This is a genomic window from Vibrio azureus (genome assembly GCF_002849855.1).
Classification (GTDB): Bacteria; Pseudomonadota; Gammaproteobacteria; order Enterobacterales; family Vibrionaceae; genus Vibrio; species Vibrio azureus.
This window is the reverse complement of sequence record NZ_CP018616.1, coordinates 405,091-430,635: the sequence shown is the minus strand read 5'-3', so window position 1 is coordinate 430,635 and position 25,545 is coordinate 405,091. Positions and strand designations below refer to the sequence as shown.

Annotated in this window: 24 protein-coding genes and 1 other RNA gene; 8 read left to right on the top strand and 17 right to left on the bottom strand. The window is 44.2% G+C overall.

Annotated elements, in window-relative coordinates:
• Positions 1-3: 3 nt before the first annotated feature.
• The 3 genes from rsmH to rsmI form a co-directional block, all read right to left on the bottom strand.
• Positions 4-954 (bottom strand): 16S rRNA (cytosine(1402)-N(4))-methyltransferase RsmH, encoded by a 951-nt coding sequence (gene rsmH, locus BS333_RS02135; RefSeq protein WP_021709885.1) that lies wholly within the window; start codon positions 952-954, stop codon positions 4-6.
• Positions 955-1,130: 176 nt separating this feature from the next.
• An RNA gene (gene rnpB, locus BS333_RS02130) (RNase P RNA component class A) lies at positions 1,131-1,573 on the bottom strand.
• Between the two features lie 202 nt (positions 1,574-1,775).
• Positions 1,776-2,639: a 16S rRNA (cytidine(1402)-2'-O)-methyltransferase gene (gene rsmI / locus BS333_RS02125; protein ID WP_021709883.1), complete on the bottom strand. Its 864-nt coding sequence runs from the start codon at positions 2,637-2,639 to the stop codon at positions 1,776-1,778.
• Between the two features lie 69 nt (positions 2,640-2,708).
• On the opposite strand from rsmI, the gene BS333_RS02120 reads away from it, so the two are divergent.
• Genes BS333_RS02120 through BS333_RS02105 form a run of 4 tightly spaced genes read left to right on the top strand, consistent with a single transcriptional unit; the run spans position 2,709 to position 6,104 of the window.
• The gene (locus tag BS333_RS02120; RefSeq protein WP_021709882.1) at positions 2,709-4,520 is read left to right on the top strand and encodes a penicillin-binding protein activator; all 1,812 of its coding nucleotides are present in this window, start codon (positions 2,709-2,711) and stop codon (positions 4,518-4,520) included.
• Positions 4,507-4,875, top strand: coding sequence for a YraN family protein (locus BS333_RS02115; protein WP_021709881.1), 369 nt, complete (start codon positions 4,507-4,509; stop codon positions 4,873-4,875). Before BS333_RS02120 ends, BS333_RS02115 begins: the two co-directional genes overlap by 14 nt.
• Before the next feature lie 3 nt (positions 4,876-4,878).
• Positions 4,879-5,469: a phosphoheptose isomerase gene (locus BS333_RS02110; protein WP_021709880.1), complete on the top strand. Its 591-nt coding sequence runs from the start codon at positions 4,879-4,881 to the stop codon at positions 5,467-5,469.
• Positions 5,470-5,489: 20 nt separating this feature from the next.
• Positions 5,490-6,104: a BON domain-containing protein gene (locus BS333_RS02105; RefSeq protein ID WP_021709879.1), complete on the top strand. Its 615-nt coding sequence runs from the start codon at positions 5,490-5,492 to the stop codon at positions 6,102-6,104.
• 93 nt (positions 6,105-6,197) lie between these two features.
• Here the strand turns inward: BS333_RS02105 and sspB are convergent, their stop codons facing one another.
• From sspB to zapE, 8 genes are all read right to left on the bottom strand, one after another.
• Entirely contained in the window at positions 6,198-6,677 is a 480-nt protein-coding gene (gene sspB / locus BS333_RS02100) for a ClpXP protease specificity-enhancing factor (protein ID WP_021709878.1), read from the bottom strand.
• 21 nt (positions 6,678-6,698) lie between these two features.
• Complete coding sequence (sspA, locus tag BS333_RS02095; protein ID WP_021709877.1) at positions 6,699-7,334, bottom strand: stringent starvation protein SspA; 636 nt, start codon at positions 7,332-7,334, stop codon at positions 6,699-6,701.
• Positions 7,335-7,429: 95 nt separating this feature from the next.
• Entirely contained in the window at positions 7,430-8,167 is a 738-nt protein-coding gene (locus tag BS333_RS02090; RefSeq protein ID WP_021709876.1) for a cytochrome c1, read from the bottom strand.
• A complete protein-coding gene (locus BS333_RS02085) occupies positions 8,164-9,429 on the bottom strand; it encodes a cytochrome b (protein ID WP_021709875.1) in 1,266 nt (421 codons plus the stop codon). Before BS333_RS02085 ends, BS333_RS02090 begins: the two co-directional genes overlap by 4 nt.
• On the bottom strand, positions 9,429-10,019 hold the full coding sequence (gene petA / locus BS333_RS02080; RefSeq protein ID WP_021709874.1) for a ubiquinol-cytochrome c reductase iron-sulfur subunit: 591 nt from the start codon (positions 10,017-10,019) through the stop codon (positions 9,429-9,431). The genes BS333_RS02085 and petA overlap by 1 nt, the downstream gene beginning before the upstream one ends.
• Before the next feature lie 553 nt (positions 10,020-10,572).
• The gene (gene rpsI, locus BS333_RS02075; protein WP_005436094.1) at positions 10,573-10,965 is read right to left on the bottom strand and encodes a 30S ribosomal protein S9; all 393 of its coding nucleotides are present in this window, start codon (positions 10,963-10,965) and stop codon (positions 10,573-10,575) included.
• A 15-nt stretch (positions 10,966-10,980) separates the two neighbouring features.
• Positions 10,981-11,409 carry a 50S ribosomal protein L13 gene (rplM, locus tag BS333_RS02070; protein ID WP_005372872.1) on the bottom strand — a complete coding sequence of 143 codons (429 nt, stop codon included), beginning with the start codon at positions 11,407-11,409 and terminating at the stop codon, positions 10,981-10,983.
• A 244-nt stretch (positions 11,410-11,653) separates the two neighbouring features.
• Positions 11,654-12,757 carry a cell division protein ZapE gene (gene zapE, locus BS333_RS02060; RefSeq protein WP_021709873.1) on the bottom strand — a complete coding sequence of 368 codons (1,104 nt, stop codon included), beginning with the start codon at positions 12,755-12,757 and terminating at the stop codon, positions 11,654-11,656.
• Positions 12,758-13,222: 465 nt separating this feature from the next.
• Here zapE and zapG point away from each other — a divergent pair, with 465 nt between their 5' ends.
• The 3 genes from zapG to degS all read left to right on the top strand — a co-directional run bounded on the left by zapG (position 13,223) and on the right by degS (position 16,584).
• On the top strand, positions 13,223-13,666 hold the full coding sequence (gene zapG, locus BS333_RS02055; protein ID WP_021709332.1) for a Z-ring associated protein ZapG: 444 nt from the start codon (positions 13,223-13,225) through the stop codon (positions 13,664-13,666).
• 327 nt (positions 13,667-13,993) lie between these two features.
• Positions 13,994-15,361: a Do family serine endopeptidase gene (locus tag BS333_RS02050; protein ID WP_021709333.1), complete on the top strand. Its 1,368-nt coding sequence runs from the start codon at positions 13,994-13,996 to the stop codon at positions 15,359-15,361.
• Between the two features lie 155 nt (positions 15,362-15,516).
• Positions 15,517-16,584 carry an outer membrane-stress sensor serine endopeptidase DegS gene (degS, locus tag BS333_RS02045; protein WP_021709334.1) on the top strand — a complete coding sequence of 356 codons (1,068 nt, stop codon included), beginning with the start codon at positions 15,517-15,519 and terminating at the stop codon, positions 16,582-16,584.
• Positions 16,585-16,625: 41 nt separating this feature from the next.
• On the opposite strand, the gene parC is transcribed toward degS, so the two are convergent.
• From parC to nudF, 6 genes are all read right to left on the bottom strand, one after another.
• Positions 16,626-18,914, bottom strand: coding sequence for a DNA topoisomerase IV subunit A (gene parC, locus BS333_RS02040; protein ID WP_021709335.1), 2,289 nt, complete (start codon positions 18,912-18,914; stop codon positions 16,626-16,628).
• Between the two features lie 3 nt (positions 18,915-18,917).
• Positions 18,918-20,798: a DNA topoisomerase IV subunit B gene (gene parE / locus BS333_RS02035; RefSeq protein ID WP_021709336.1), complete on the bottom strand. Its 1,881-nt coding sequence runs from the start codon at positions 20,796-20,798 to the stop codon at positions 18,918-18,920.
• A gap of 241 nt (positions 20,799-21,039) precedes the next feature.
• Positions 21,040-21,624: an esterase YqiA gene (gene yqiA, locus BS333_RS02030; protein WP_021709337.1), complete on the bottom strand. Its 585-nt coding sequence runs from the start codon at positions 21,622-21,624 to the stop codon at positions 21,040-21,042.
• Between the two features lie 54 nt (positions 21,625-21,678).
• Complete coding sequence (gene cpdA / locus BS333_RS02025; protein ID WP_021709338.1) at positions 21,679-22,485, bottom strand: 3',5'-cyclic-AMP phosphodiesterase; 807 nt, start codon at positions 22,483-22,485, stop codon at positions 21,679-21,681.
• 62 nt (positions 22,486-22,547) lie between these two features.
• Positions 22,548-22,991 carry a DUF1249 family protein gene (locus BS333_RS02020; protein ID WP_021709339.1) on the bottom strand — a complete coding sequence of 148 codons (444 nt, stop codon included), beginning with the start codon at positions 22,989-22,991 and terminating at the stop codon, positions 22,548-22,550.
• Between the two features lies 1 nt (position 22,992).
• Positions 22,993-23,640 (bottom strand): ADP-ribose diphosphatase, encoded by a 648-nt coding sequence (gene nudF / locus BS333_RS02015; protein ID WP_021709340.1) that lies wholly within the window; start codon positions 23,638-23,640, stop codon positions 22,993-22,995.
• 429 nt (positions 23,641-24,069) lie between these two features.
• Here nudF and tolC point away from each other — a divergent pair, with 429 nt between their 5' ends.
• Positions 24,070-25,407: an outer membrane channel protein TolC gene (gene tolC / locus BS333_RS02010; RefSeq protein WP_033003624.1), complete on the top strand. Its 1,338-nt coding sequence runs from the start codon at positions 24,070-24,072 to the stop codon at positions 25,405-25,407.
• Positions 25,408-25,545 lie beyond the last annotated feature (138 nt).

Below are 25,545 nucleotides of genomic sequence, written 5' to 3'. Positions count from 1 at the left end.
TGGCTAAAGTTTTTCTGCGACTCTCAGTACAGAGCTGCGAGAACGAGGGTTTATGTCAATTTCTTGCTGGCTTGGTTTAATTGCCTTACTCACAGCCTTCATATTCGCACTGCCTAGTGCTCGAATTTGCGCTTCCGTCATAGGGATACCATGTGGCACTTCAGGGCCTTTGCTTTCTTTACGGATAAATCGTTTTACCATACGATCTTCCAAGGAATGAAAACTGATCACCGATAAGCGGCCTTGTGGAGCCAGAATACTTGCTGCACCTTTTAAGGCAGTATCGATTTCTTCTAATTCACTGTTAATGTAAATACGAAACGCTTGGAAAGCACGTGTGGCTGGGTGTTTTTTTTCTTTGAAACTTTTTGGCGCAACATCCGAAATCAATTTTGCTAATTGACCCGTTCTGACCATTGGCTCATTTTCTTCATTTTCACGGTAAGCAACGATGGCTTTTGCGATCCGGCGCGCGTGTTTGTCTTCGCCAAATTCTCGAATTACCCATGTAATATCGTCTAAATCCGCTTCCATTAACCATTGAGAAACCGGGATCCCTGACGTTGGATCCATTCGCATGTCTAACGGGCCGTCTTTCATAAAGCTGAACCCACGCTCCGCATCATCAAGTTGGGGAGATGACACGCCAAGATCCAGCAAGACACCATCCACTTTACCCACTAAATCGAATTGCTCTGCATATTGAGCCATTCCAGAAAAAGGACCATGGATAATCGTAAAACGTGGATCATCAATTTTGCTCGCTTCGGCGATCGCCTGAGGATCACGATCAATGCTGTACAACCTGCCGTGCTCACCTAATTTTGATAACACTGTTCTGCTGTGACCACCTCGGCCAAATGTTCCGTCAATATAAATACCGTCAGGTTTGATGGCTAAACCATCAATGGATTCATTTAATAGCACGGAGATATGTTGAAAAGTTTCGGTCATGGCTTTCTCGTTGAATGGTCTTAAAGCGAATCTTAAGTGTACTGATTTCCGGCATCATCGTCACCCTAAGTGTAAAGGTAGATGCAATTCAGTACTAAGTGTATCGGTGATAACATAAGTTACACCAATAAAATGCAAAAAACCCATCACTACGGTAGTAATGATGGGTCTCGAATTGGAGGAGCCGACACATAAGCCGGGTTCTGTTCCGCTTGCGCGGCGGTAGCCATTCGTCTAGGCCAGCAATCACTCACTGGCTCGAGCAACCTACCCGCCTCCTTACGCGAGCAACGCAATGTGGAGGCCTATTTGGTCTTGCTTCAGGTGGAGTTTACCCTGCTGCGAACTATTACTAGCCGCCCGGTGCGCTCTTACCGCACCCTTTCACCCTTACCTGTGCACCACTATTCGAAAATAGGGGCCATCGGCGGTCTTCTCTCTGCTGCACTTGTCGTAGGCTTGCGCCCCCCAGGCGTTACCTGGCACCTTGCTCTATGAAGCCCGGACTTTCCTCCCCTTTGTCAGTCTCCCGAAGGACGTCAACGTCAGTCTCCTAAAAGGACCTCAACGTCAGTCTCCCGAAGGACATCAACAAAGCAGCGACTACCCAGTCAGCTCCGAGGCGGATTGTATAGAGTTATCGACATAGAGTCTAGTAGGATCACAAATATGATGAAATGAAGTCATCAAATGGCGACAAAACAAACAGACTAGTACTGAACAGCCGACGATTGATACCGACACAAAATACTACCGAGGTAAAAAACTCTTTCGCATCGGCCAATTCATTTCTGCGCACTGACTCAACTGACATCGCGCTCTTAATCCAAATTCTCTAATCCCCATTTATATAGAGCATTTTTCTTAAGGTTATAAATTTCTGCTGCCAATGCCGCTGCTTTCTTAAGTGGTAACTCTTTAGTCAGAATACTCAATGTTCTGGTTGCCTCGTCTGGCAAACTTTCTTGCCCTGAAGTACGATGACCGTGTATCAGTAATACCATTTCACCACGTTGCTGATTATCGTCACTTTTCACCCATGCGATCAATTCACCTAACGGCATACCTTGAATGGTTTCGAATGTTTTGGTTAATTCACGTGCCAAGACGACTTCTCTTTCTGGGCCAAGAACTTCCAACATATCTTGTAAAGAGTCTACAATTCTATGTGGGGACTCATAAAAAATACACGTTCGTTCAACAGCAGCAATTTCTAAGAATTTATCTTTACGACCCTTACTTTTTGGAGGCAAAAAACCTTCAAAGCTAAATCGATCAGAAGGCAGTCCAGAAGCACTCAAGGCAGTAATAACAGCACAAGCTCCTGGAAGTGGAACAACATTCACTCCTGCTTGTCGGCATTGAGTGACTAAATGATAACCAGGATCACTTATTAATGGTGTACCTGCATCAGAAACCAACGCAATTGATTGACCAGACAACAATTTTTCAACTAAAACTTGCGCTTTTTGCTGTTCATTGTGATCATGCAAGGCAAATGTTTTCGTTTGGATATTAAAATGAGATAACAGCTTGCCTGTATGTCGAGTATCCTCAGCAGCGATGATGTCCACATTCGACAGAACTTCAACAGCACGTTGAGTAATATCCGCTAAATTTCCGATTGGAGTCGGTACGATGTAGAGAGTTGGCCTCTCATTCAGCAACTTATTTTTTTCTGTCATTTGTTTACTATCACTTCAACGATTAATATAGAGAAAATTTTGTACAAAAATTATAGAGAACTCACGGCAATGATGAACCATAAGCGCCTAAGTGTACCACGCTTACTTACCCCTGTAGCACTAGCAATGACCCTGACGGCATGTTCTTCAGGCCCACAACGTCCAAATAGTGTAGACATCACGCGCCCACCAACACAGTCTGCCCAAAACTACATGATCCAAGCAGACAGTAGCCAGGGAAGCTTGCAAAGTGACTGGTTAATCATGGCCGCAAAAGCTGCGGTACAAGCAAATCAAATCGAAAGAGCACAATTGCTGGTAAAACGTCTTGCTCGACAATCCTTAAATGAGGTTCAGCAAGCTGAATGGCAACTTATCCAAGCGACCATACAACAAAAACAAGGGCATTACTCGCAAATACTGCAAGTATTGAACTTTCAATCATGGTGGCAATTACCCAGTCAACAGTGGAAAGAGTACTATGCCCTCCGTGCTGATGCCTACCAAAGTTTGAACCAACCTTTCGAAGCCAACCGCCAATTGGTTGCAGAGAGCGACTATGCCTCAACTCAAGAAAGACGTGAAATTTCTAGCCGTATTTGGATGAACTTCAGCCAATATTCAGCTCAAGAGTTAAAAGGGTTGACCACTTCTGCCAACGAGGATGTCCTCAATGGTTGGTTGCAACTTGCAAGCTACGCTAAAACCTACTCAAGCAACCTCACACAATTGAAGAATGCCATTGATGGATGGTTAAACGATCATTCTTCACACCCTGCGAGCCTCTATACTCCAGCAGAAATTCAAAACATCTTGTCATTGGACATTGTAAAACCAAATAACACCGCTTTGTTGCTGCCATTGACTGGAAAGTTTGCTCAACAAGGCCAGCTTATTCGTGACGGCTTTGTGTTTGCTATGATGAATGATGAATACCGTGATCCAACAGCTTCACTGACGGTGATCGATACTAACGGAAATACTGCAGAGCAAATTCAACAGCGTCTGATCAATAAGAATATTGATTTTGTTGTTGGACCACTGCAAAAAAACAAAGTAACACAACTGCAAACTGTTCTTGATGGCTCAAAAACGGGCGTCACGATCCCTAACTTAGCCTTAAATATCCCAGACAGGATTCAGCCAGAAACGAATACATGCTACCTCGCTTTGTCTCCTGAACAAGAAGTGGCACAAGCCGCCAAGTATCTCTTCGAGCAAGGCTACAAGTTCCCGATGATTCTAGCCCCTAAAGGCGCTTATGGACAACGTGTCAGTAACGCTTTCAGTCAAGAATGGGCGAAATACAGTCACTATAACGCAGCCACCGAGTTTTTCGGCAACAAACAACAAATGCAGAAAGACATCAATAAAATATTTGGCCTTCAAGAAAGTAAAAAACGCATCGCTCAAATTGAGGCTCTGACTCATACCGCGGTTGAAAGCACACCTCGCAGCCGTCGTGATGTTGATTCGGTTTATATCGTGGCCAAAAGCTCAGAGCTGACGTTGATCAAGCCATTTATCGAAGTGGCAATAAACCCAGGTGAAAAACCACCAAAAATGTTCTCGAATTCTCGTAGTAACAGCGGTGGCGCAGCTTATGAAGATTTAACTGGTGTCACATACAGTGACATTCCTCTGCTCGTAAACCCAGAGCCAACCATTACTGCTCAAATGAATGAGCTGTGGCCAAATCAGTCAAATACAGAAAAACGCTTTGAAGCAATGGGGATGGATGCTTACAAGCTAATTAATGAACTACCACAAATGAAGCTGCTACCGGGCTACTCTGTCGACGGGCAAACTGGCCGCCTGACGATTGATAATAAATGCGTCGTTCAACGTAAACTAGACTGGGCCGAGCGTGGGGCTCTTTAGCAAGAGGCAGATTGGTAACCAATACGAAGCCTTGGCGAAGCACTATTTGCAGCGCCAAGGCCTACATTTTCTAACCCAAAACTTTTTAACAAAAACCGGAGAAATTGATTTAATTTTCCAACAAGGTAAAACTATCGTCTTTGTTGAGGTAAAATATCGCAAAAATGATCATTTTGGTTCCGCCGCCGAAATGGTCACTCCGACAAAAATGCGTAAGCTAGTCAAAACTGCCCATATTTGGCTCAGCAAGAACAAATATGATATACATCATGCCGATTACCGATTTGATGTGGTCGCAATTCATAACAATGGTGACGACATCAATTGGATACAAAATGCAATCTCTGAAGGATAAACAATGCTAGACAGCATTAAAGACTGTTTTACTGAAAGTATTCAGATTCAAATTGCGGCAGCTGAAGCGTTGCCAGACACGATAACTCATGCCGCTCAAGCCATGGTTTCGAGCTTATTAAACGGCAATAAGATTTTATGCTGCGGTAATGGCGGCAGTGCTTCTAACGCCCAGCAATTTGTTTCATGCCTTTTAAATCGCTTTGAGACTGAACGCCCTAGCCTGCCCGCTATGGCTCTCACCGCAGATAACACTACTCTAACAGCCGTAGCGAATGATTATCACTACCAAGAGATTTTTTCTAAGCAAGTCCGTGCGTTTGGTCAAGCCGGGGATATTTTGCTTGCAATTTCAACCAGCGGTAACAGCAAAAATATTATCAAGGCAATGGAAGCGGCAGTGACTCGCGATATGACTATCATCGCCTTAACGGGGAAAGATGGTGGCGAGATGGCAGGTCTGCTTGGAGAAAACGACGTCGAGATTCGTATTCCATCTCAGCGTACCGCACGTATCCATGAAGTTCACATGGTTACCCTGCATTGTTTATGTGACCTGATTGATCAAGTGCTTTTTCCTGCTCACGAAGAATAAACAACCAAGAGTCTACTCCTATGATACGGAACCTTTTTATTTTATTTACCGCTCTAAGCTTAAGTGGCTGCGCAGGTCTTTTTATCGCTGGAGCGGCAACCACAGCGAATATCGTGACAGACACTCGTACCCCAAAAGAAATATGGCAAGACAACAATATCGAGTTTGAAGTCGCTGCAATGAGCAATAAAGCCCCTTTTGCAGGTCAAACACGAATTGTCGCAAGTTCTTATAACGGCACCTTAGTTCTGATGGGGCAAGCTCCCACTCAAGTGCTCATTAATGATTTTGAAAACCAAGTACGCGATTTAAATGGCGTTAAAAACATCCACAACCAAATCAAGCAAATGGAGCCATTGGGCCTCACTCAAATCAGTAATGACAGCTGGATTACCACCAAAGTGAAATCTGCCTTACTCACCGACGGTGAATTAAATGGCACTAAGGTAAAAGTCATCACGGAAGATGGTGATGTGTTCCTATTTGGCTATGTCTCGCCAGCACAAGGTGATCGCGCCGTTGAGATTGCACGCAATATCTCAGGAGTTAAGCAAGTCATTAAGGGCTTTCAGTATGGCGATACAGGCGCACTTGAAAGCAATGCTCAGCAGCCAAGTTCTCAACCGCCTTTCTAAGCAAGCTTATTGAAAGAGAGAAAATAAAGCCTAAATAAAAAGCAGCGTATCAACGCTGCTTTTTTATTTCATTTCGCTCGCTAACACCTGAGGCTATTTGATCACACGTAAGCTTGGCTTGCCTTTCGGACGAGGTAATTCTTCCTCTTCAAGCTCAACAGGGTTTGGCTCTGAGTCACTCGTCACAGCAGTAAATGCCGGTGATGGTGCGTCGTCAGTAACGTCTTCTTCTTCGATATCCATATAGACATCTTCAGGTTCAAACATCGTACCTGCACCATTCTCACGAGCATAAATAGCCTGTGCTGCGTAGATAGGCACGATCACTGAATGTGGACGGCCACTAAAACGAGCCTGGAAAGTGATCGCTTCATTACCTAATTCAAGATAGCCAACCGCAGCCGGAGCGATATTCAGGATGATCTGCCCATCTTGAACAAACTCAACGGGTACGCGAACTCCCGGCATCGTTGCGTCAACAACCAGATGAGGCGTAAGATCGTTATCAACCAACCAGTCATAAAATGCACGAAGCATGTAGGGACGGCGAGCGGTCATCTTAGATATATCCATAACGTATACAACCTAGTCCGATTAACGAACTAAACGCATTTCACGCTCTGCTTCAGTCAATGAAGCAAGGAATGAATCACGTTCAAATACACGATTCATGTACACTTTGATCTCTTTTGAGCCCGGGCCAACAAGATCGATACCAAGTTGTGGTAAACGCCACAATAGTGGGGCTAAGTAACAATCAATTAGGCTGAACTCTTCGCTCATAAAGTATTCGTATTCCGCAAAAATTGGCGCAAGAGTCAGAAGATCATTACGCAGTTTAGTACGTGCTTTTTCAGATTCTTCAGCATTACCTTTTGCCACTTTTTCAGCAAGTGAGTACCAGTTACGTTCAATACGGTACATCATCAAGCGGCTGTTACCTCGTGCGACAGGGTAAACAGGCATAAGAGGAGGATGCGGGAAACGCTCGTCCAAGTACTCCATGATGATTTTTGAATCGTAAAGAGCTAGCTCACGGTCAACCAAAGTTGGCACTGACTTATATGGGTTTAATTCAACAAGCTCAGCAGGAAGATTTGCTTCATCAACAAGCTCAACTTCAACACTTACGCCCTTTTCAGCTAGTACAATACGAACCTGATGGCTATATAAATCTGATGCACTTGAAAAAAGAGTCATTACAGAACGTTTATTGGCAGCTACAGCCATGGAGCCCTCCAGTACACTTATAAATAAAAATGGAGGCGCTAAGCCTCCATTATCCATTAATTAAAATTAAGAATTAGCACGGCATTATAGCACAATTAATGTACATCACGCCAATACTCTTTTTTCAACAACACTACAATGATGGTGAAGATCACTAAAAATCCCATAACCCACCAGCCAAGAGTATGACGCTCTAACTGAATAGGATCCCCTGCATAAACAAGAAAATTGACGATATCACCTACCGCTTTATCGTACTCGCCTTCAGTCAGTTCTCCCGTGCCATCCGTTTCGGTACCTACAACGACCTGAACTTCCTCACCATTTACTACCTCAGTGGCATAGACAGGTGTAGGAACGCCTTGTAGCTCTTCAAGCACATGAGGCATACCAACACTCGGGAAAACAAGGTTGTTGACACCAAACGGTCGTGAAGGATCGACATAGAACGAGCGTAAATAGGTATAAAGCCAGTCAGCCCCTCGCACACGAGCCACTAAAGTTAAGTCAGGGGGCGGAGCACCAAACCAGTTTCCAGCTTGTTCGGCAGGCATCGCATTCACCATGAGATCGCCTACCTTGGCGGTAGGATCGAAAATCAGGTTTTCTTTCATTAGATCAATCGGAATCTCAAGATCCGTCGCAACACGTTCATAACGCTGATACTGAGTCGAATGGCAAGCAAAGCAATAGTTCATAAATAACTTTGCACCATTTTGTAGCGACGCCTTATCGGAGAGATCAATATTAGCTTTATCTAATGGAAAATTACTCCCTGCCGCCATAGTAAGAGATGGTAACAGAGCAAATAGAATTAAAATCCACTTCTTCATTTAAATGTCACCCTCTCTGGTAATGGTTTGGTTGCTTCATTTTTGCTGTAGAAGAACAGCAACACGAAAAACATGAAGTAACACAAGCTAAAGATCTGAGACAAAATGGTGTACAACGGTGTCGCTGGTAGTGCACCTAATATACCCAGAGCAATAAAGGCAACAGTAAATTGAGCAATATTCAACAGATGTAACTTACTGCGATAGCGATATGAACGAACCTTACATCTATCCAACCAAGGAAGTAGGAACAGAACAACAATCGATGCACCCATCAGAATAACACCAAGCAGTTTATCGGGGACCGCTCTTAGAATGGCGTAAAACGGAGTGAAGTACCAAACTGGAGCAATATGTTCTGGTGTTTTCAGTGGGTTAGCAGCTTCAAAGTTAGGCGGCTCTAGGAAATATCCACCCATTTCTGGGTTGAAAAATAACACATAGCAGAATAGGAACAAGAAACCGGCTACACCAATAAGATCTTTTACCGTGCCATAGGGATGGAAAGGAATCGAATCAATAATGTCGTATTTTTTGGTGTAATCTTTGTGGAATTTAAACTGCGTTTTGTAATCTTCTCCCATAGTCCCTTTAGGCAGCTTAGTATCAATACCATCGGGGTTATTCGAACCTACTTCATGCAATGCGAGTACATGAAGTACCACAAGAAGAAGCAGCACAATCGGCAAAGCAATAACATGTAAAGCGAAGAAACGGTTCAGCGTTGCGCCGGAAATAATATAATCACCCCGGATCCAGAGTGTTAAATCATCACCAATAACAGGAATTGCACCAAACAAAGAGATGATGACCTGAGCACCCCAGTAGGACATTTGCCCCCAAGGTAATAGGTAACCCATAAAGGCTTCAGCCATCAGCACTAGGAAGATCAACATGCCAAATAGCCACAGTAATTCACGGGGTTTTTGGTAAGAGCCGTAAATCAGACCTCGGAACATGTGAAGATAAATCACCACAAAGAAAGCCGATGCTCCTGTTGAGTGCATATAGCGCAGTAACCAACCATAATCGACATCACGCATGATGTATTCAACAGAAGCAAACGCACCTTCACCGGAAGGCACATAGTTCATGGTTAACCAGATGCCGGTTAAAATCTGATTGACCAAAACCAACATTGCCAAAGAACCGAAAAGGTACCAAAAATTGAAATTCTTCGGCATGGGGTATTCAGATAAATGCTTTTTATAGGCATTCATAACGGGAAGACGTTTTTCTACCCAATCGAGTAATACTTGCATTATGCGTCTCCCTCATCAACACCCACCAAGAGTTTATTCTCAGTGAGATACATATGTTTAGGAACGACAAGGTTTAATGGCGCTGGAACACCTTGAAACACTCGACCTGCCATATCAAATTTAGAACCATGACAAGGGCAGAAAAAGCCTGATTTTACGCCTTGAACCTGCTCTGAGAATGTATCAGGCAGGTAGGTCGGCGAACAACCTAAGTGGGTACAGAAACCAACCGCAACAAAATAATCTGGCTTTATAGAGCGATATTCATTCTGTGCGTAAGGAGGTTGCTGCTCCATTTCGGAGTTTGGATCTCGGAGCTGATCATTGATTTTGTTCAAGTTTTCAAGAACAGATTCAGTACGGCGAACTACCCAGACTGGCTTTCCTTGCCACTCAACGCGAATCATTTGACCAGCTTCTATTTTACTGATGTCCACTTCAACCGGTGCTCCTGCTGCTTTTGCTTTTGCACTCGGGTTCCATGATTTGATAAAAGGAACGGCGACGGCGACTGCTCCTAACCCACCAACAACCGCAGTTGTTGCAGTTAGAAAACGCCTACGTCCGTTATTTAAAGGCGCATTGCTCATCCAAACATTCTCCCATTTGCTCCCTTGGGTCATTATCATTCCACTTATAAGAGCATGGCTAACAATAATAAATTTAATTCTATTTATTGAATAGAAATGATAAAGACAACCCTACTTTTTGACAAGGCAAAGCTACCTTTTTGTAACATTTGCGAGGTAAATCGCTCACACCGTCACAAAAGCGGTAAAACAATAAAAATGCGATGTAACTTGTAACAAAAAAGGGCGAGATTGCATATCAAGAAGTGAGAAGTAAGCCCTTGTCTTATCCAAATTTTTCATTGCTTAAATCGCAAAAAAAGCGTTAATAAAGAACAGAACCTGCACAGAGCAAGTTTCCAAATCAGGACAATAATGGCTCACAATCAATGATGCGTATTTTATATTGAGATAACGGTAACGTGTGTATTGAAAGGTATTAAAAGGTTTTGAACGGCCCAAAGGGCGATGGTGAAGAGGGATTTAGAAAAACAAAAAGCTCGGCATAGAGCCGAGCTTTGATGCACAGTTTCCAGAACAAGTCTGAAACAGCATAATTCCCAATAACTGGAAATTAACGCTTAGAGAACTGTGGACGACGACGTGCTTTACGTAGACCAACTTTCTTACGTTCAACGCAACGAGCGTCACGAGTAACGTAACCTGCTGCACGTAGAGTTGGACGTAGAGACTCATCGTACTCCATAAGAGCACGAGTGATGCCGTGACGGATAGCGCCAGCTTGACCTGAAATACCGCCACCTTTAACAGTAACGTATAGGTCTAGCTTTTCAGTTAGTTCAACTAGCTCAAGAGGTTGCTTAACAACCATACGAGAAGTTGGACGACCGAAGTACTCATCAAGGCTACGCTTGTTGATTACGATGTTGCCGCTGCCTGGTTTAATGAAAACACGTGCAGCTGAGCTTTTGCGTCGGCCAGTGCCGTAGTATTGATTCTCTGCCATTTTCGAAATCCCCAATTAGATGTCTAGTACTTGTGGTTGTTGAGCAACATGGTTGTGCTCAGCGCCCGCGTAAACTTTAAGCTTACGGTACATAGCACGGCCTAGAGGACCACGTGGAAGCATGCCTTTAACTGCAAGCTCAAGAGCCATCTCAGGTTTACGATCGATCAACTTTTCAAAAGTGATAGATTTTAGACCACCTGGGAATTCAGAGTGACGGTAGTACACTTTGTTCTTAGCTTTGTTACCAGTTACAGCAACTTTCTCAGCATTGATAACGATGATGTAATCACCAGTGTCAACGTGAGGAGTGTATTCAGCTTTATGTTTGCCACGTAGGCGAGATGCAATTTCACTTGCTAGACGGCCTAGAGTTTTACCCTCTGCGTCTACAACGTACCAGTCGCGTTTTACAGTTTCTGGTTTAGCAACGAAAGTTTTCATGCTAATAATAACCCGTTAATTAAAATTTAAACTTTAAGGAACACATATTTGTGTCCCCACACTGTCTAAGAGCCCAGTCATCACCCCTTCGAGTCGTTGGTACTCTCGACCTTACTCTCGAAATAACTTCGATAATTAGGTCTGCAGTAACGGTGGGTCGCAGGATTATAAAGAAGAGCGAAGAAAAAATCACCTTTTTTTGCGCCAAATCACTAATTTTTTCTTTTCATTTAAAAGTACTGGTTTATCCGAGGTGCTCTTTTGCAAGGTACTCGTAACTCTGCATCTCAACTAATCGAGACAAACAGCGTTTGAATTCAAATTCCAACTGCCCATTGAGATAGAGCGACTCCAGCGGCACCTCTGCAGAGATGATCAATTTGACATGACGCTCATAAAATTCATCAACCAAGGCAATAAAGCGTCTCGCCGCATCATCCATTTTACTATGCATCTGCTTTACATCAGCCAGCAATACTGTGTGGTACAGGCGAGAGAGTTCAATATAATCATTCTGACTTCGTGGGGTTTGACAAAGTTGCTCAAAAGTGGCGAATAGAACTTCATCGTTTGCTTCAACGACAGTGATTTCACGGTGATTAATGTCAATTCGATCGACCGTTGCTTTTCTTTCCCCGGTTAATTGATGGTAATATTTCTTCAAGTTGACGGAGGCCTGCTCATCCAGTGGATAATGGTATATCTCAGCTTGCTGCAAAGTCCGTAAGCGATAATCGATACCACTATCAACATTAATCACTTCACAACGCTGCAAGATCATCTCTATGGCAGGCAAAAAGCGCGCCCTTTGTAGTCCATTTCGGTAGAGATTTTCTGGTTCGATATTAGATGTAGCAACCAAGACCATCTCTCTTTTGAACATTTCTTGTAGTAAGGTCGCTAAGATCATCGCATCGGTAATATCAGAAACAAAAAACTCATCAAAGCAGACGATGTCCGCTTCTTGTTTAAACCGATCCGCCACTATGGATAATGGGTTCTCGACATCCTTAAGACGTTTCATTTCATTATGAACTCGATGCATAAAACGATGAAAATGCACCCTCATTTTTCTCTGTGTCGGCAACAATTCAAAAAAAGTATCCATGAGGTACGTTTTACCTCGTCCCACTCCCCCCCAAAAATAAAGCCCTTTAGGTGGCGCTGGTTTGACTGCTTTTTTACCGAGCAGTTTTTGCCAAGTGGTTAAAGTCGGGGGCGGTGTCGATTGAAACTCTACAATGGCATGATAAAGGTTATCTAACGCGACCACCGCCTGATGTTGCGCTTCATCATGCTGAAATCCATGTTCTGCTATGTCGTTCTGATATTGTTTTAATGGTGTCATGGTTAGTAAATCGTAGTAAGGGGTAAGTTATACCCAAGTGACCTCAAGATGCTTGATTCAGAGCGAGGTCACTGAGTCGAATTCAAGGAAGACAACGAAGCGGAATAGCAGGCTCTTTCTTATTTTTGTAAGAAGAACGGTTGTCTGACGCAAGAAGTCGGCTCAGTGACACGCTCCCAAAGGGCGAGTGACCTTAACTCTCAGGCTTTGTTAACGATTCTCAATGTAGAACGACTATATCTTCGAATCGTTGCCGCGCCTGAAAGTTAAGGTCATCTCGCTGAACACAGCATCTTGAGGTTACTTGGGTATATCGCTTTTATTCGACCAGAAAAAACGTTTTTCTTCTCTAAAGACAGACTGCTTTTTCTTTATCGGTTATGCAAGCCATAGTAACATGGTCGAACACCACGTGTAACTAAGTGGTAAAATACTTGTTAAAACAACTATAAGAAAGGAGCAGTTATGCCTTGGATGTATGCCATTGTAGGGTTGCTAGTTGGTACTGTTGTTGGCGTACTGATCAGCCGACTTACGACACCTGAGTATAAAAAACAAAAGTCAGTCAAAAAAGAATTAGAAGTGGCCAAGTTTACTCTTGAGCAGCAACGCCAAGAATTGGTCGACCACTTTGCACAAACCGCGCAAATGTTAGATACATTAGGTAAAGATTACACCAAGCTTTACCAACATATGGCAAAAACATCGTCAGAGCTGTTGCCAAATTTACCTGAGCAAGATAACCCTTTCGACAAAAAAGCGGCGATGTCGACAGAAACCACTGAAGATGTCAAAGAAGAAGTGGAGAGCCAGCCTAAAGACTATGCAAGTGGTTCGACAGGTTTGCTTAACGAACAACAAAAAGAGCGGATGGATGCGCCAGAAATGATGGCCGCTAAGTCTTCTTAGGAGATTCACTTAGCTGCCTCAACTCACTGGTATAAAAAACTGCGTCACGCCATCAAACTTTACCTTCAAAGTCACTCTGTCTGCTAGCGCTATTGATAGAGTGGCTTTTGAGCCTTACAGAGCTAACTAATCTATCATTACGAAAGTTTTCTATATGTACACCCACTCATAGAAAAAAATTGAACATCAATTTGTATTGAACTTTTTTCCACTCATTTGTCTCTAATCTCTCATTATTGCCACTACAGTTTATTCCTCCTGACCGAATCCATTTGAGAAAAAGTTGGGACAATTTTATGGCAGACCAGTTTTTATAGGAGTTATTGGATGAAAAAACCATTACTTGCACTAACCTGTTTATCTTTAAGCTTGGGGTCAATGCTCACTCCCATCACGGCAACCGCAGCGCTTCCATTCAGTGTGGATGGCCAACAGCTACCTAGCCTTGCTCCGATGTTGGACAAAGTCACACCAGCCGTTGTCAGCATAGCCGTCGAAGGGAAACACGTCGAAACTAAACGTATCCCAGAGCAGTTCCAGTTCTTTTTTGGACCAGACTTCCCCTCCGCTCAAACTCAAGAGCGACCATTTAAAGGCCTAGGTTCGGGAGTAATTGTTAACGCTGATAAAGGCCAAGTGGTCACCAACTACCATGTAATTAAAGGCGCTGATGACATCCGTGTTCGCCTTCATGATGGTCGAGAGTATGACGCTGAACTCATCGGTGGTGATGAAATGTCAGACGTTGCTCTACTTAAACTCGAAAAAGCCAAAGACTTAACTGAAATAAAAATTGCCGATTCTGACAAACTGAATGTCGGTGATTTTGCTGTCGCTATCGGTAACCCATTTGGGTTAGGCCAAACCGTGACTTCTGGAATTGTCTCGGCACTAGGTCGAAGCGGCTTGAATCTAGAGAACTTTGAAAACTTTATTCAAACTGATGCGGCCATTAACAGCGGCAACTCTGGTGGTGCTCTAGTCAACCTAAACGGTGAACTGATTGGCATTAATACTGCTATCCTAGGTCCAAATGGTGGCAACGTCGGCATCGGTTTTGCGATTCCATCTAATATGATGAAGAACCTGACCGAGCAAATTCTCGAATTTGGTGAAGTCAAACGAGGCATGCTAGGTGTTCAAGGTGGCGAAGTCACATCGGAGCTTGCTGAAGCACTCGGATATGAATCGAGTAAGGGCGCTTTTGTTAGTCAAGTGGTTCCGGATAGTGCTGCTGATAAAGCAGGCTTACAGGCCGGTGATATCATTGTCGCGATCAACGGTAAGTCGATCGAAACTTTCTCAGAACTGCGTGCTAAAGTGGCGACATTAGGTGCAGGAAAAGAAGTCAAGCTTGGTGTGGTTCGTGATGGTCAGAAGAAAGACTTCAAGGTCACATTAGGTGAATCGAAGAATATGAAAGCCAAAGCGGAAAGCTTGCATGATGGATTAAAAGGTGCTGAGCTGAGTAATACCTCACAAAGCGATAAGATCCAAGGCGTAAAAGTGACTCACGTAGACGAGAAATCTCCTGCTGCACAATATCAGCTGAAAAAAGGCGATATCATCATTGGCGTCAACCGCAAAAGAGTAAAGAATTTAGCCGAATTAAGAGCCTTAATAGAGAAACAAGATGGCGTACTAGCGATGAATATCCAACGTGGTGATCGTACGCTTTACCTTGTCATACGTTAATTTTATTTTCTTCTCCAACTCAATGAACTAAACGTTTCATTGTCATGATTTGTTAAAAGGGCAGACAATCCACCGTCTTGCCCTTTTGTTATTAGACAATGTAATGCTATTCTTGAATGTTCTATTTATATTGAGTTTGTCGTTTTGGAGAGGTTATGCTTAACTTTTTACTACGTTCTGTTCTGTTAGGCTTAGCGACCGCAGCGGTTCTTTTACTCGCCCTCCCTTCTCTGCGAGGCAACCTATTACCCACAACCTTGGTTACACCTCAACCTCTCAATACTGCATCATTTGAAGTTTCTTTCAACCCTGCTGTAAGAAGAGCAGCACCTGCTGTTGTTAATATCTATAGCCGTAAATATGTTGAAAGCGACCGTAGCAAGCTGTCAACACAAGGTCTAGGTTCTGGTGTGATCGTCAGCGATAAAGGCTACATTATAACTAACTATCATGTTGTTGCTCAGGCTGACCAAATTGTTGTTGCCCTACAAGATGGCCGAGTTGCCGCGGCACAATTAGTTGGCACAGACAAACGGACAGACATTGCCATTTTACGAGTTGAAGGCACAAACTTACCTGTTATCCCTCAGAACCCTGATTACAAACCACGCGTCGGAGACGTCGTCCTAGCGATCGGTAACCCATACAATTTAGGTCAAACAACCACTTTTGGGATCATCTCTGCAACTGGCCGTTCTTCAATTAGCGATGGTCGTCAGGCCTTTATTCAAACCGATGCCGCCATCAATGACGGTAACTCTGGTGGTGCATTAGTCAATACTCAAGGAGAGCTTGTTGGTATCAATACCGCTTCATTTCAGCAAGCAACGGATCTTGAGACCTATGGGATATCTTTTGCAATCCCGGCTCCTTTAGCCAATAAAATCATGCAAAAAATTATTGCAGATGGACGTGTCATTCGAGGTTACATTGGCATTGATGGGCAAGATATTAACTCGGTGACTTCACGTTTGTTAGGTAATGAGCATATCGGCGGTATTGTCGTTTTAGGCATCGACCCTAATGGTCCTGCCAATTTAGCGGGCTTTAAAAAACAAGATATCATCATCAGCATCAATGGCACTAAAGTTCAAGGGCGGCAAAGTGTTATGGACATTGTTACCGACTTACGTCCTGGCACCAGCGTTGACGTTGGAATTATCCGTAAGGGGAAAGAAATGAACTTAACAGTCACTATCGCCGAAGATAAACAAAAATCATAAAAAAATCCCAGCCACGATGGCTGGGATTTTCTCTTTAGCGCTTATTTGCTCTCACTCGGCTCATCGGTGCCTTCTGAGCCCCCCTTCAGGTCTACTTCAATACCAGTCACTCGCTGCAGGCCACGTGGCAGTAAACCACCTCGACGGCCACGTTCCCCGCGGAAGTTATCCAGGTCAGCTTGTTTTAAACCTAGCTTGCGCTTACCCGCATACAGGGTTAAAGAAGCGCCCTGAGGCAGTGCCATCAAATGGGATAAGACTTCTTCACGCTCTTTAGCCTTAGCGGAAGGAATATTAATGATCTTATTCCCTTTCCCTTTCGCCAACTGTGGTAAGTCTTTGATTGGGAAAAGTAGCATACGGCCCTGGTTGGTAATCGCCAAGATTTCATCTGAATCTAAATGAGCAATGGCTTTTGGTGTCATGACCTCAGCGTTTGCTGGTAGCGTAATCAAGGCTTTACCACTGCGGTTCTTAGAAAGTAAATCGGAACCTTTACATACAAAGCCATAACCCGCGTCTGAACCGACTAACCATAACTGCTCTTCTTCGCCCATGATCACTTGGCGAATACTGCTGCCTGCTGTGATATTTAAGCGTCCAGTGATTGGCTCACCTTGACTACGAGCTGATGGCAAAGTGTGTGATTCAATGGCATAGCTTCGGCCATCACTGCCAAACAGAACCGCTTGCTGGTTGCTCTTACCTCGCGCATGTGCGAGGTATTTATCACCTGATTTGTAGCTCAAGCCTTGCGCATCCACTTCGTGGCCTTTTGCATGACGAATCCAGCCTTTTTCAGACAACACAACCGTAATCGGTTCACTTGGCACTAAATCGCGCTCTGTAAGTGCTTTTGCTTCTGCACGCTCAACGATTGGAGAACGACGATCATCACCGTATTTCTCTGCGTCTGCTTTGATTTCTTTCTTCAGTAGTGTGTTCAGACGACGCTCAGAACCTAGTAACTGTTCTAGCTTCTCACGCTCTTTCTCTAGCTCGTCTTGCTCACCACGGATCTTCATCTCTTCGAGTTTGGCGAGATGACGAAGTTTGGTATCCAGAATCGCATCCGCTTGGATATCAGTGATCCCAAAACGCTCCATTAGCACCGCTTTTGGATCGTCTTCAGTACGAATGATCTCAATCACTTCATCTAGGTTTAGATACGCAACCAACAAACCTTCCAAGATGTGTAGGCGCGCCATTACTTTGTCTAGACGGTGTTGCAAGCGGCGACGAACAGTGGTGCGACGGAATTCGATCCATTCAGACAGGATTTGCACCAAACCTTTAACTTGAGGGCGGTTATCCAACCCGATCATGTTTAAGTTTACGCGGTAGCTACGTTCCAGATCCGTTGAAGCAAACAGATGGTTCATCAACAAATCACAATCAATGCGATTCGATTTAGGAACAATCACAATCCGAGTTGGATTCTCATGATCCGATTCATCGCGAAGGTCATCCACCATCGGTAGCTTCTTAGCACGCATTTGGTTTGCAATCTGTTCGAGCAATTTTGCGCCCGAAACTTGATGCGGCAAAGAAGTAATGACGATATCTGTTCCTTCTTTACACCAAACCGCACGCATCTTGACGCTGCCACGACCGTTGCGATAAATCTTCTCAATATCGGCTTGAGGCGAAATAATTTCCGCTTCGGTTGGGTAATCTGGACCTTTTACAAACTGCATCACATCTGGCAGTTCTGCTTTCGGGTTATCGATCAAATGAATGGTTGCTTCAGCGACTTCACACACATTATGAGGTGGAATATCTGTTGCCATACCAACAGCAATACCCGTCACCCCATTAAGCAGAATATGAGGAAGACGTGCTGGTAACATTTGCGGCTCTTTCATTGTGCCATCAAAGTTTGGCTGCCACTCAACCGTGCCTTGACCTAACTCACCAAGTAAAACTTCCGCAAACTTCGACAGTTTTGCCTCGGTATAACGCATTGCTGCGAACGACTTCGGATCATCGGGCGCACCCCAGTTACCTTGCCCATCAACCAATGGGTAACGGTAAGAGAAAGGCTGCGCCATCAATACCATCGCTTCATAACAGGCTGAATCACCATGAGGGTGGTATTTACCCAACACATCACCAACCGTACGTGCGGATTTTTTGTATTTAGCTGATGCCGAAAGACCGAGCTCCGACATGGCGTAAATGATGCGTCGTTGAACCGGTTTCAAGCCATCACCAATATACGGCAATGCTCGGTCCATGATTACGTACATCGAGTAGTTTAGATAAGCGTCTTCTGTGAACTTGCGCATCGGCAACTGTTCAACGCCATCGTAAGTAATTTCTGTAGACATCCGTTAAACCTCTGCCATATCACCGTTATTTTGTAGCCAAGAACGACGATCATCTGCTCGTTTTTTACCAAGCAACATGTCCATCATTTCCATAGTTGCCGCAGAGTCATCAATGGTTAGTTGCACTAAACGGCGTGTATTAGGGTCCATCGTCGTTTCACGCAATTGCAGTGGGTTCATCTCACCCAAACCTTTGAATCGTTGGACATTAATCTTAGCTTTCTTCTTCGACAAACGTTCTAGTACGCCATCTTTTTCATCATCATCTAGGGCATAGAATACTTCTTTTCCACAGTCGATACGATACAGAGGCGGCATCGCGACATAAATATGCCCCGCTTCCACCAATGCACGGAAATGGCGAGTAAATAAGGCACACAATAGCGTTGCGATATGTAAACCATCCGAGTCCGCATCGGCAAGAATACAGATCTTACCGTAACGCAAGCTATCTAGGTTGTCGCTGTCAGGATCGATCCCCAAAGCGACGGAGATGTCGTGCACTTCTTGTGAAGCAAGCACTTGGTCTGCGGATACTTCCCACGTGTTGAGGATCTTACCACGCAGTGGCATCACTGCTTGGAACTCACGATCACGCGCCTGTTTAGCTGAGCCGCCCGCCGAGTCACCTTCTACGAAGAAGATTTCAGTACGATTAAGATCTTGTACCGAACAGTCTGTCAACTTACCTGGCAACGCCGGACCTGATGCAACTTTCTTACGTACTACCTTTTTGCTCGCACGCATGCGGCGGTGTGCGTTAGCAATACAGACCTCTGCAAGCTGTTCTGCTAAATGCGGTTTCTCATTAAGCCAAAGACTAAAGGCGTCTTTTACTACACCAGAAACAAAAGCAGCGGTTTGACGAGAAGAGAGACGCTCCTTAGTTTGTCCAGCGAACTGTGGATCTTGAATCTTGACCGACAAAACATAAGAGCAGCGATCAAAGACATCATCACCAGTAAGCTTCACACCACGTGGCAGCAAGTTACGGAATTCACAGAACTCACGCATAGCATCAAGCAAGCCTTGTCGTAAGCCATTTACATGCGTACCGCCTTGCGCAGTTGGGATAAGGTTTACATAGCTTTCGGTGATCATCTCACCGCCTTCTGGCTGCCAGATGACCGCCCAATTTGCCGCTTCTGTCTCTGCCGAGAATTCGCCCGTAAATGGCGCTTCGGGTAATACTGGGTAACCTTTAACTCCCTCAGCAAGGTAATCTTTTAGGCCATCTTCGTAGTACCATTTATGGTCTTTGTTGTTTACTTTGTCGGTAAAGGTAATTTCTAGACCCGGACACAGTACCGCTTTCGCACGCAAGTTATTAACCAAACGTGTGACTGAGAAATTTGCTGAATCAAAATACTTGCCATCTGGCCAGAAGTGCACACTCGTACCACGGTTACGACGGCCACAGGTACCTGTGACAGTAAGGTCTGACACTTTATCGCCATTTTCAAAGGCAATTTCATATACTTGACCATCACGACGTACCGTCACTTCAACACGTTTAGATAGCGCATTTACGACAGAGATACCGACACCGTGTAGACCACCAGAAAACTGATAGTTTTTATTAGAGAATTTACCACCAGCGTGAAGCTTACATAAGATAAGTTCAACACCTGATACTTTTTCTTCTGGGTGGATATCGACTGGCATGCCCCGACCGTCGTCAATGACTTCCAAAGATTGGTCAGCATGGAGGATAACCTGTACTTTTGAGGCGTGCCCGGCTAGCGCTTCATCGACACTGTTATCGATGACTTCTTGGCCCAAGTGGTTTGGACGCGCTGTATCCGTATACATCCCTGGTCGGCGACGTACTGGCTCCAAACCGTTCAGTACTTCAATAGCACCAGCATTATATTGTTCAGTCATAATACGGAATTTTTCTCAATGTTAGTTTGTTGACCTAATGAGATGCCTAACAACACCCGACTTGATCAACGGAATAAAGCTACCCCGTTTACCTACTCATCGAGAAGACAAGTAAACAGAGCAGTACGGAGCTCATACTCCTAGATTTGTCGCCAAACATAGTCTGGAAGAGCAAGGATTATGTCAAGTAACGGTTGAAACTCATCGTTTAGCTGACGATTTTCCAACCACCTTATCAATATTATAGTGCGAGAAACTTGATGATTTCAGCAGGGTAACGTTCAAAGCCAACAAAACTATGATCACCTCCCTCTTCGACCGTCTGCTGCGCGAGCGCAAACTTCTCCACCGCTTGGCGATAGTTTAAAACTTCATCTTCAGTTTGCTGCAATAGCCAAAAAGATTGCGGCGAGGCAATACGCTCCACATCCAGCGCTTTTAATTCATCAATATGGCAAGCTTCAAGCGTATAGGTTTCATTGGTATAAGGGTTGGTTTGTTGGCCTAAATAATCGGCGAGTAATTCGTAAGGTTTTACCGCTGGATTAACCACTACAGCACGAAAACCATATCGGTCATTCAGCCACATTGATAAGTAACCACCTAGAGAACTGCCGACTAAGCCAATGGTATAATCCTCTTTGTATCGTTCAACGATCTCAATTAAGTCTTGTGCCGCTTGGGTAGGGAAATGAGGTAATTGTGGAATAATTACCTTAATGTCAGGTCTGTGCTGTTCACAGTAATCCTGGATTATATTTGCCTTCACAGAAAGCGGGGAACTATTAAAGCCGTGGATATACAGCAGCAGTGAAGGTTTACGCATGGTTGCCTCACAATAAAAAGTTATGTTGAGGGTCAGTGTCCATCGGGAGAAGGACTAATAACCGCTTGAGGTAAAATCGGGGTGGAATAGGCCGTCAGCCAACCGCTTTACTTCTGTTGTAATATTACCATTGGTATGCAGCTCTAATTCACGCCAACCAGGAGAAGTTACATCTAAAGCAAAGTCATCGGAATTGGGTTTAAATTGAACACAGGTGGAAGGCGTTGCCATCACACGAATACCATTATTCATGACATTCATGTCTTGATGGACGTGACCACACAAAATGCCTTTCACATTTCGGTGCTGGCGAATCACTTGCCAAAATGCATCCGCTTGCTTCAAACAGTGTTGATCAAGCCACGCACTACCAACCAAAAGAGGATGATGATGTAATAAAACCAAGGTGTGGCGCTCAGGGTATTGTGCGAGTTTGGTATCCAGTAACGTCAGTTGTTCTTGGCTAAGCTGCCCATGTGGAACTCCCACTACTTGCGAGTCCAATAATATTAATTGCCAGTGCGAGCCCAACAGCACATGTTCTTCGGCTTTAATTTGGGTTGAGGGTAAAACATGGCCCATATTAGGCTTAAAGTCATGATTGCCCGGTAACCAAAAGCAGGCTTGCTTTAATGGTGCGATTCCTTTGGCAAAACGCAGATAAGATTCAGCACTGTGGTCCTGGGAAATATCTCCGGTTGCCAAGATGTATTCAAATGGCACATTTTGGTTCAGGATCGCCTCAACCACAGCGCGAAAACTGTCGGCGGTTTTCACACTTAACAAACTGCCCTCATCGGCTGCAAAAAGATGAGTGTCTGTAATCTGTAGTAGCCTGATGCTGTCATTCGATAATTGCAAACTAAAAACCTAATTCATCCACGTTATCGTTATTGATTATTGCTGCTTCACCCAAGTAAGCATCAACCTAACGGTAATGGTGTTCTGCTAATGCCACTGCGTAAGCAAAACGTCAACCATTCTCCCAGAAAGGTATTAAGCTGATGTTTTTCATCTTTTTGCATCAGTTTATCATTGGGGTAGTCGTACTTGGCTTTGATGCGAGAGAAAGCACCACTCGAACAGACTTCGGCAACTCTTGCATCATGGTAGAGCCTGACAGACATCGTCGGTAAAGGGAATACAGGGGTGTCATCACTTTGGCATATCTCAACAACCGTGGTGTATTTTGTGACTTCATTCACGGTTAGTTGATAGATCATATCGGCAGCTTGGTAACAACGAATGTCTCCAACAGCGCAAGAAGCTGGTAGCAATGCGTTCAACTTAGCATAGTTAGTCTCGTAAGTTCTCATTAGACCGGCTAAGTCGACATGATATCGCCGTTTTTCCGCTACTTGCACCATTTCATTCTCCGATGTTGGCAGGCTGACCCCACTGTTTTTGTAATGTTTGATAATTTAATTGTAGCCACTGCAGAGCAATAATGGCCGCACTATTTTCAAACACCCCCTCAACCAACCATTGATAAGCCGACTCACGACTTATCACATGAACCTTAATATCTTCATTTTCACTCGCGAGCCCATGAATACCATGCGCTTGATTCGCATCAACTTTACCGACAAACAGATCCAATTTTTCAGAGCAACCGCCTGACGATGGATAATAACAAACAAGTGATTCAAGCTGGTCGATTTTAATTCCTGCTTCTTCCTCTGCCTCACGAAGAACAACGGATGCAGCGGTTTCACCTTGCTCAATCATTCCGGCAACAATTTCCATTTGCCAAGGATGGGCATCTTCAATAGCACCAACTCGAATCTGCTCAATAAGTACCACTTGGTCAGTGACAGGATCATAAGGCAGCACTGCCGCAGCATGGCCGCGTTCGAACATTTCACGTTCAACAACACCGCTCCACCCTCCGGCAAATAGACGGTGCTTAAAGTGGTATTTGACCATTTTAAAAAAGCCTTTAAAAACGGTCTCTTTTGCGATTATTTCCACATCTTGGGAAGTAAAACCACGCTGTCGTTTATCGCCTGTTTGCATTGAGCACCTCTCTGAGTGAATTGGCTAGTGTACTCATTGTTATTCTCTTGCTCAAAGCACTTGATTCAACTTTTTTGTGTAATCTCTAAATTATTTTTGTAAATCGATCATTTTAAGCACTTATTTTGTCAACAAGAGAGCAGACAAAGGAAGGTTTAGAAAATAATAAAGAGGCGTGAAGAAGTCACAAAATGAAAGTAAGAAGTAACAAAAAAGAGAATAGATACTCAGGCCGCAATATCGGTCAGGAAATTTATTGGCTGAAGTACTAGAATCTCATAGCTACTTCTAAAAGGACGAGCTTTCTTGACTGCTTTTCTTGTCGAACAAGATAGTTAAGTGTAAAAAAGTGCAAACACCGAAGTCAACAGCATTCAAACTAAGTTAAAATACTGAGAATTAAATAATCTATAGACCGCGAGAATGGAAATGAAAAAACTGCTTCCACTATTTATCAGCGCAGCATTAGGCAGTCTGAGCGCCACAGCATGGGCAGACTCTTTATCTGAAATCTATGATATAGCAAAACAAAACGACCCACAGTTGCTGAATGCCGCCGCAAAACGTGATCTGGCTTTTGAAGCAATCAACTCCACCCGCAGTGCCTTACTTCCGCAGATTACACTCAGTGCTGGTTACAGCATGACTCGCGGTGATATTGACTATAAGGACTCATCTAATCCTTCGCTCAGTGATAGTACAGATCAAAATCAACTTTCAGCGGGTGTGGCTTTTAGTCAAGAAGTCTATAACCGCAGTTCTTGGATCGCATTAGATACCGCCGAGAAAAGCGCCCGCCAAGCCGATGCTAGCTATGCCGCTGCACAGCAAGGTCTCATCTTGCGTGTCTCCCAAGCGTATTTTGAAGTACTGCGTGCCAATGACAACCTGGTATTTGTCCGTGCAGAGAAAGCCGCGGTTGGACGCCAACTTGAGCAAACCAAACAGCGCTTTGACGTTGGCCTATCCGCCATCACAGACGTTCACGATGCGCAAGCGCAATATGACGCTGTTCTTGCTGACGAGGTATTGGCACAAAACGACTTGATCAACAGCTATGAATCTTTGCGAGAGATCACTGGGCAAGAACACAAAAACTTGGATGTTCTCAATACAAAACGCTTCTCAGCAAGTCCTTCGGAGGAATCCGCACAAACTCTTATCGATGAAGCGAAAAAGAAAAACCTAAGCTTACTGTCATACCGTATTGCTCAGGATATTGCCCGCGATAATATTTCTTTATCCAGCTCTGGTCATCTGCCAAGTTTGTCACTGGATGGCGGTTACAACTACGCTGATACTACGAAAAGTTCAAGAGACAACACCACAGACGGTTTCAATATCGGGCTTAACCTAGCGGTTCCATTGTATACTGGTGGTCGTATCAGCTCTGATGTAAAACAAGCTGAATACAAGTATGTCTCCGCAAGCGAGCAGTTGGAGCAAGAATATCGCAGTGTGACCAAAGAAGTTCGAGCTCAGAATAACAACATTAATGCATCTATTGGTGCCATCAAAGCCTATGAGCAATCCGTCGTATCAGCAAAATCTGCCCTTGAAGCAACGGAAGCGGGCTTTGATGTTGGTACACGTACTATTGTTGATGTTCTAGAAGCAACTCGTCGTTTATACGATGCAAACAAGAGCCTGTCTAATGCTCGTTACGACTACATTCTTGCCCGTCTTCAATTACATCAAGCGGTCGGTAGCCTCAGCGAACAAGATATCTTGGACGTTAATGCTGGCTTGATTGCAGCGAAAAAATAACCTTTGAACCTCAAATAGTTTATTTATCTTCAAGTAAGCTGTGAAGATTTGCGGTTACCCAATCAAAAACGCCAGTTGAACCCTCAACTGGCGTTTTTCTATGTGTTCTCTCGCAGAGTAAAATCACTTAAAACCCAA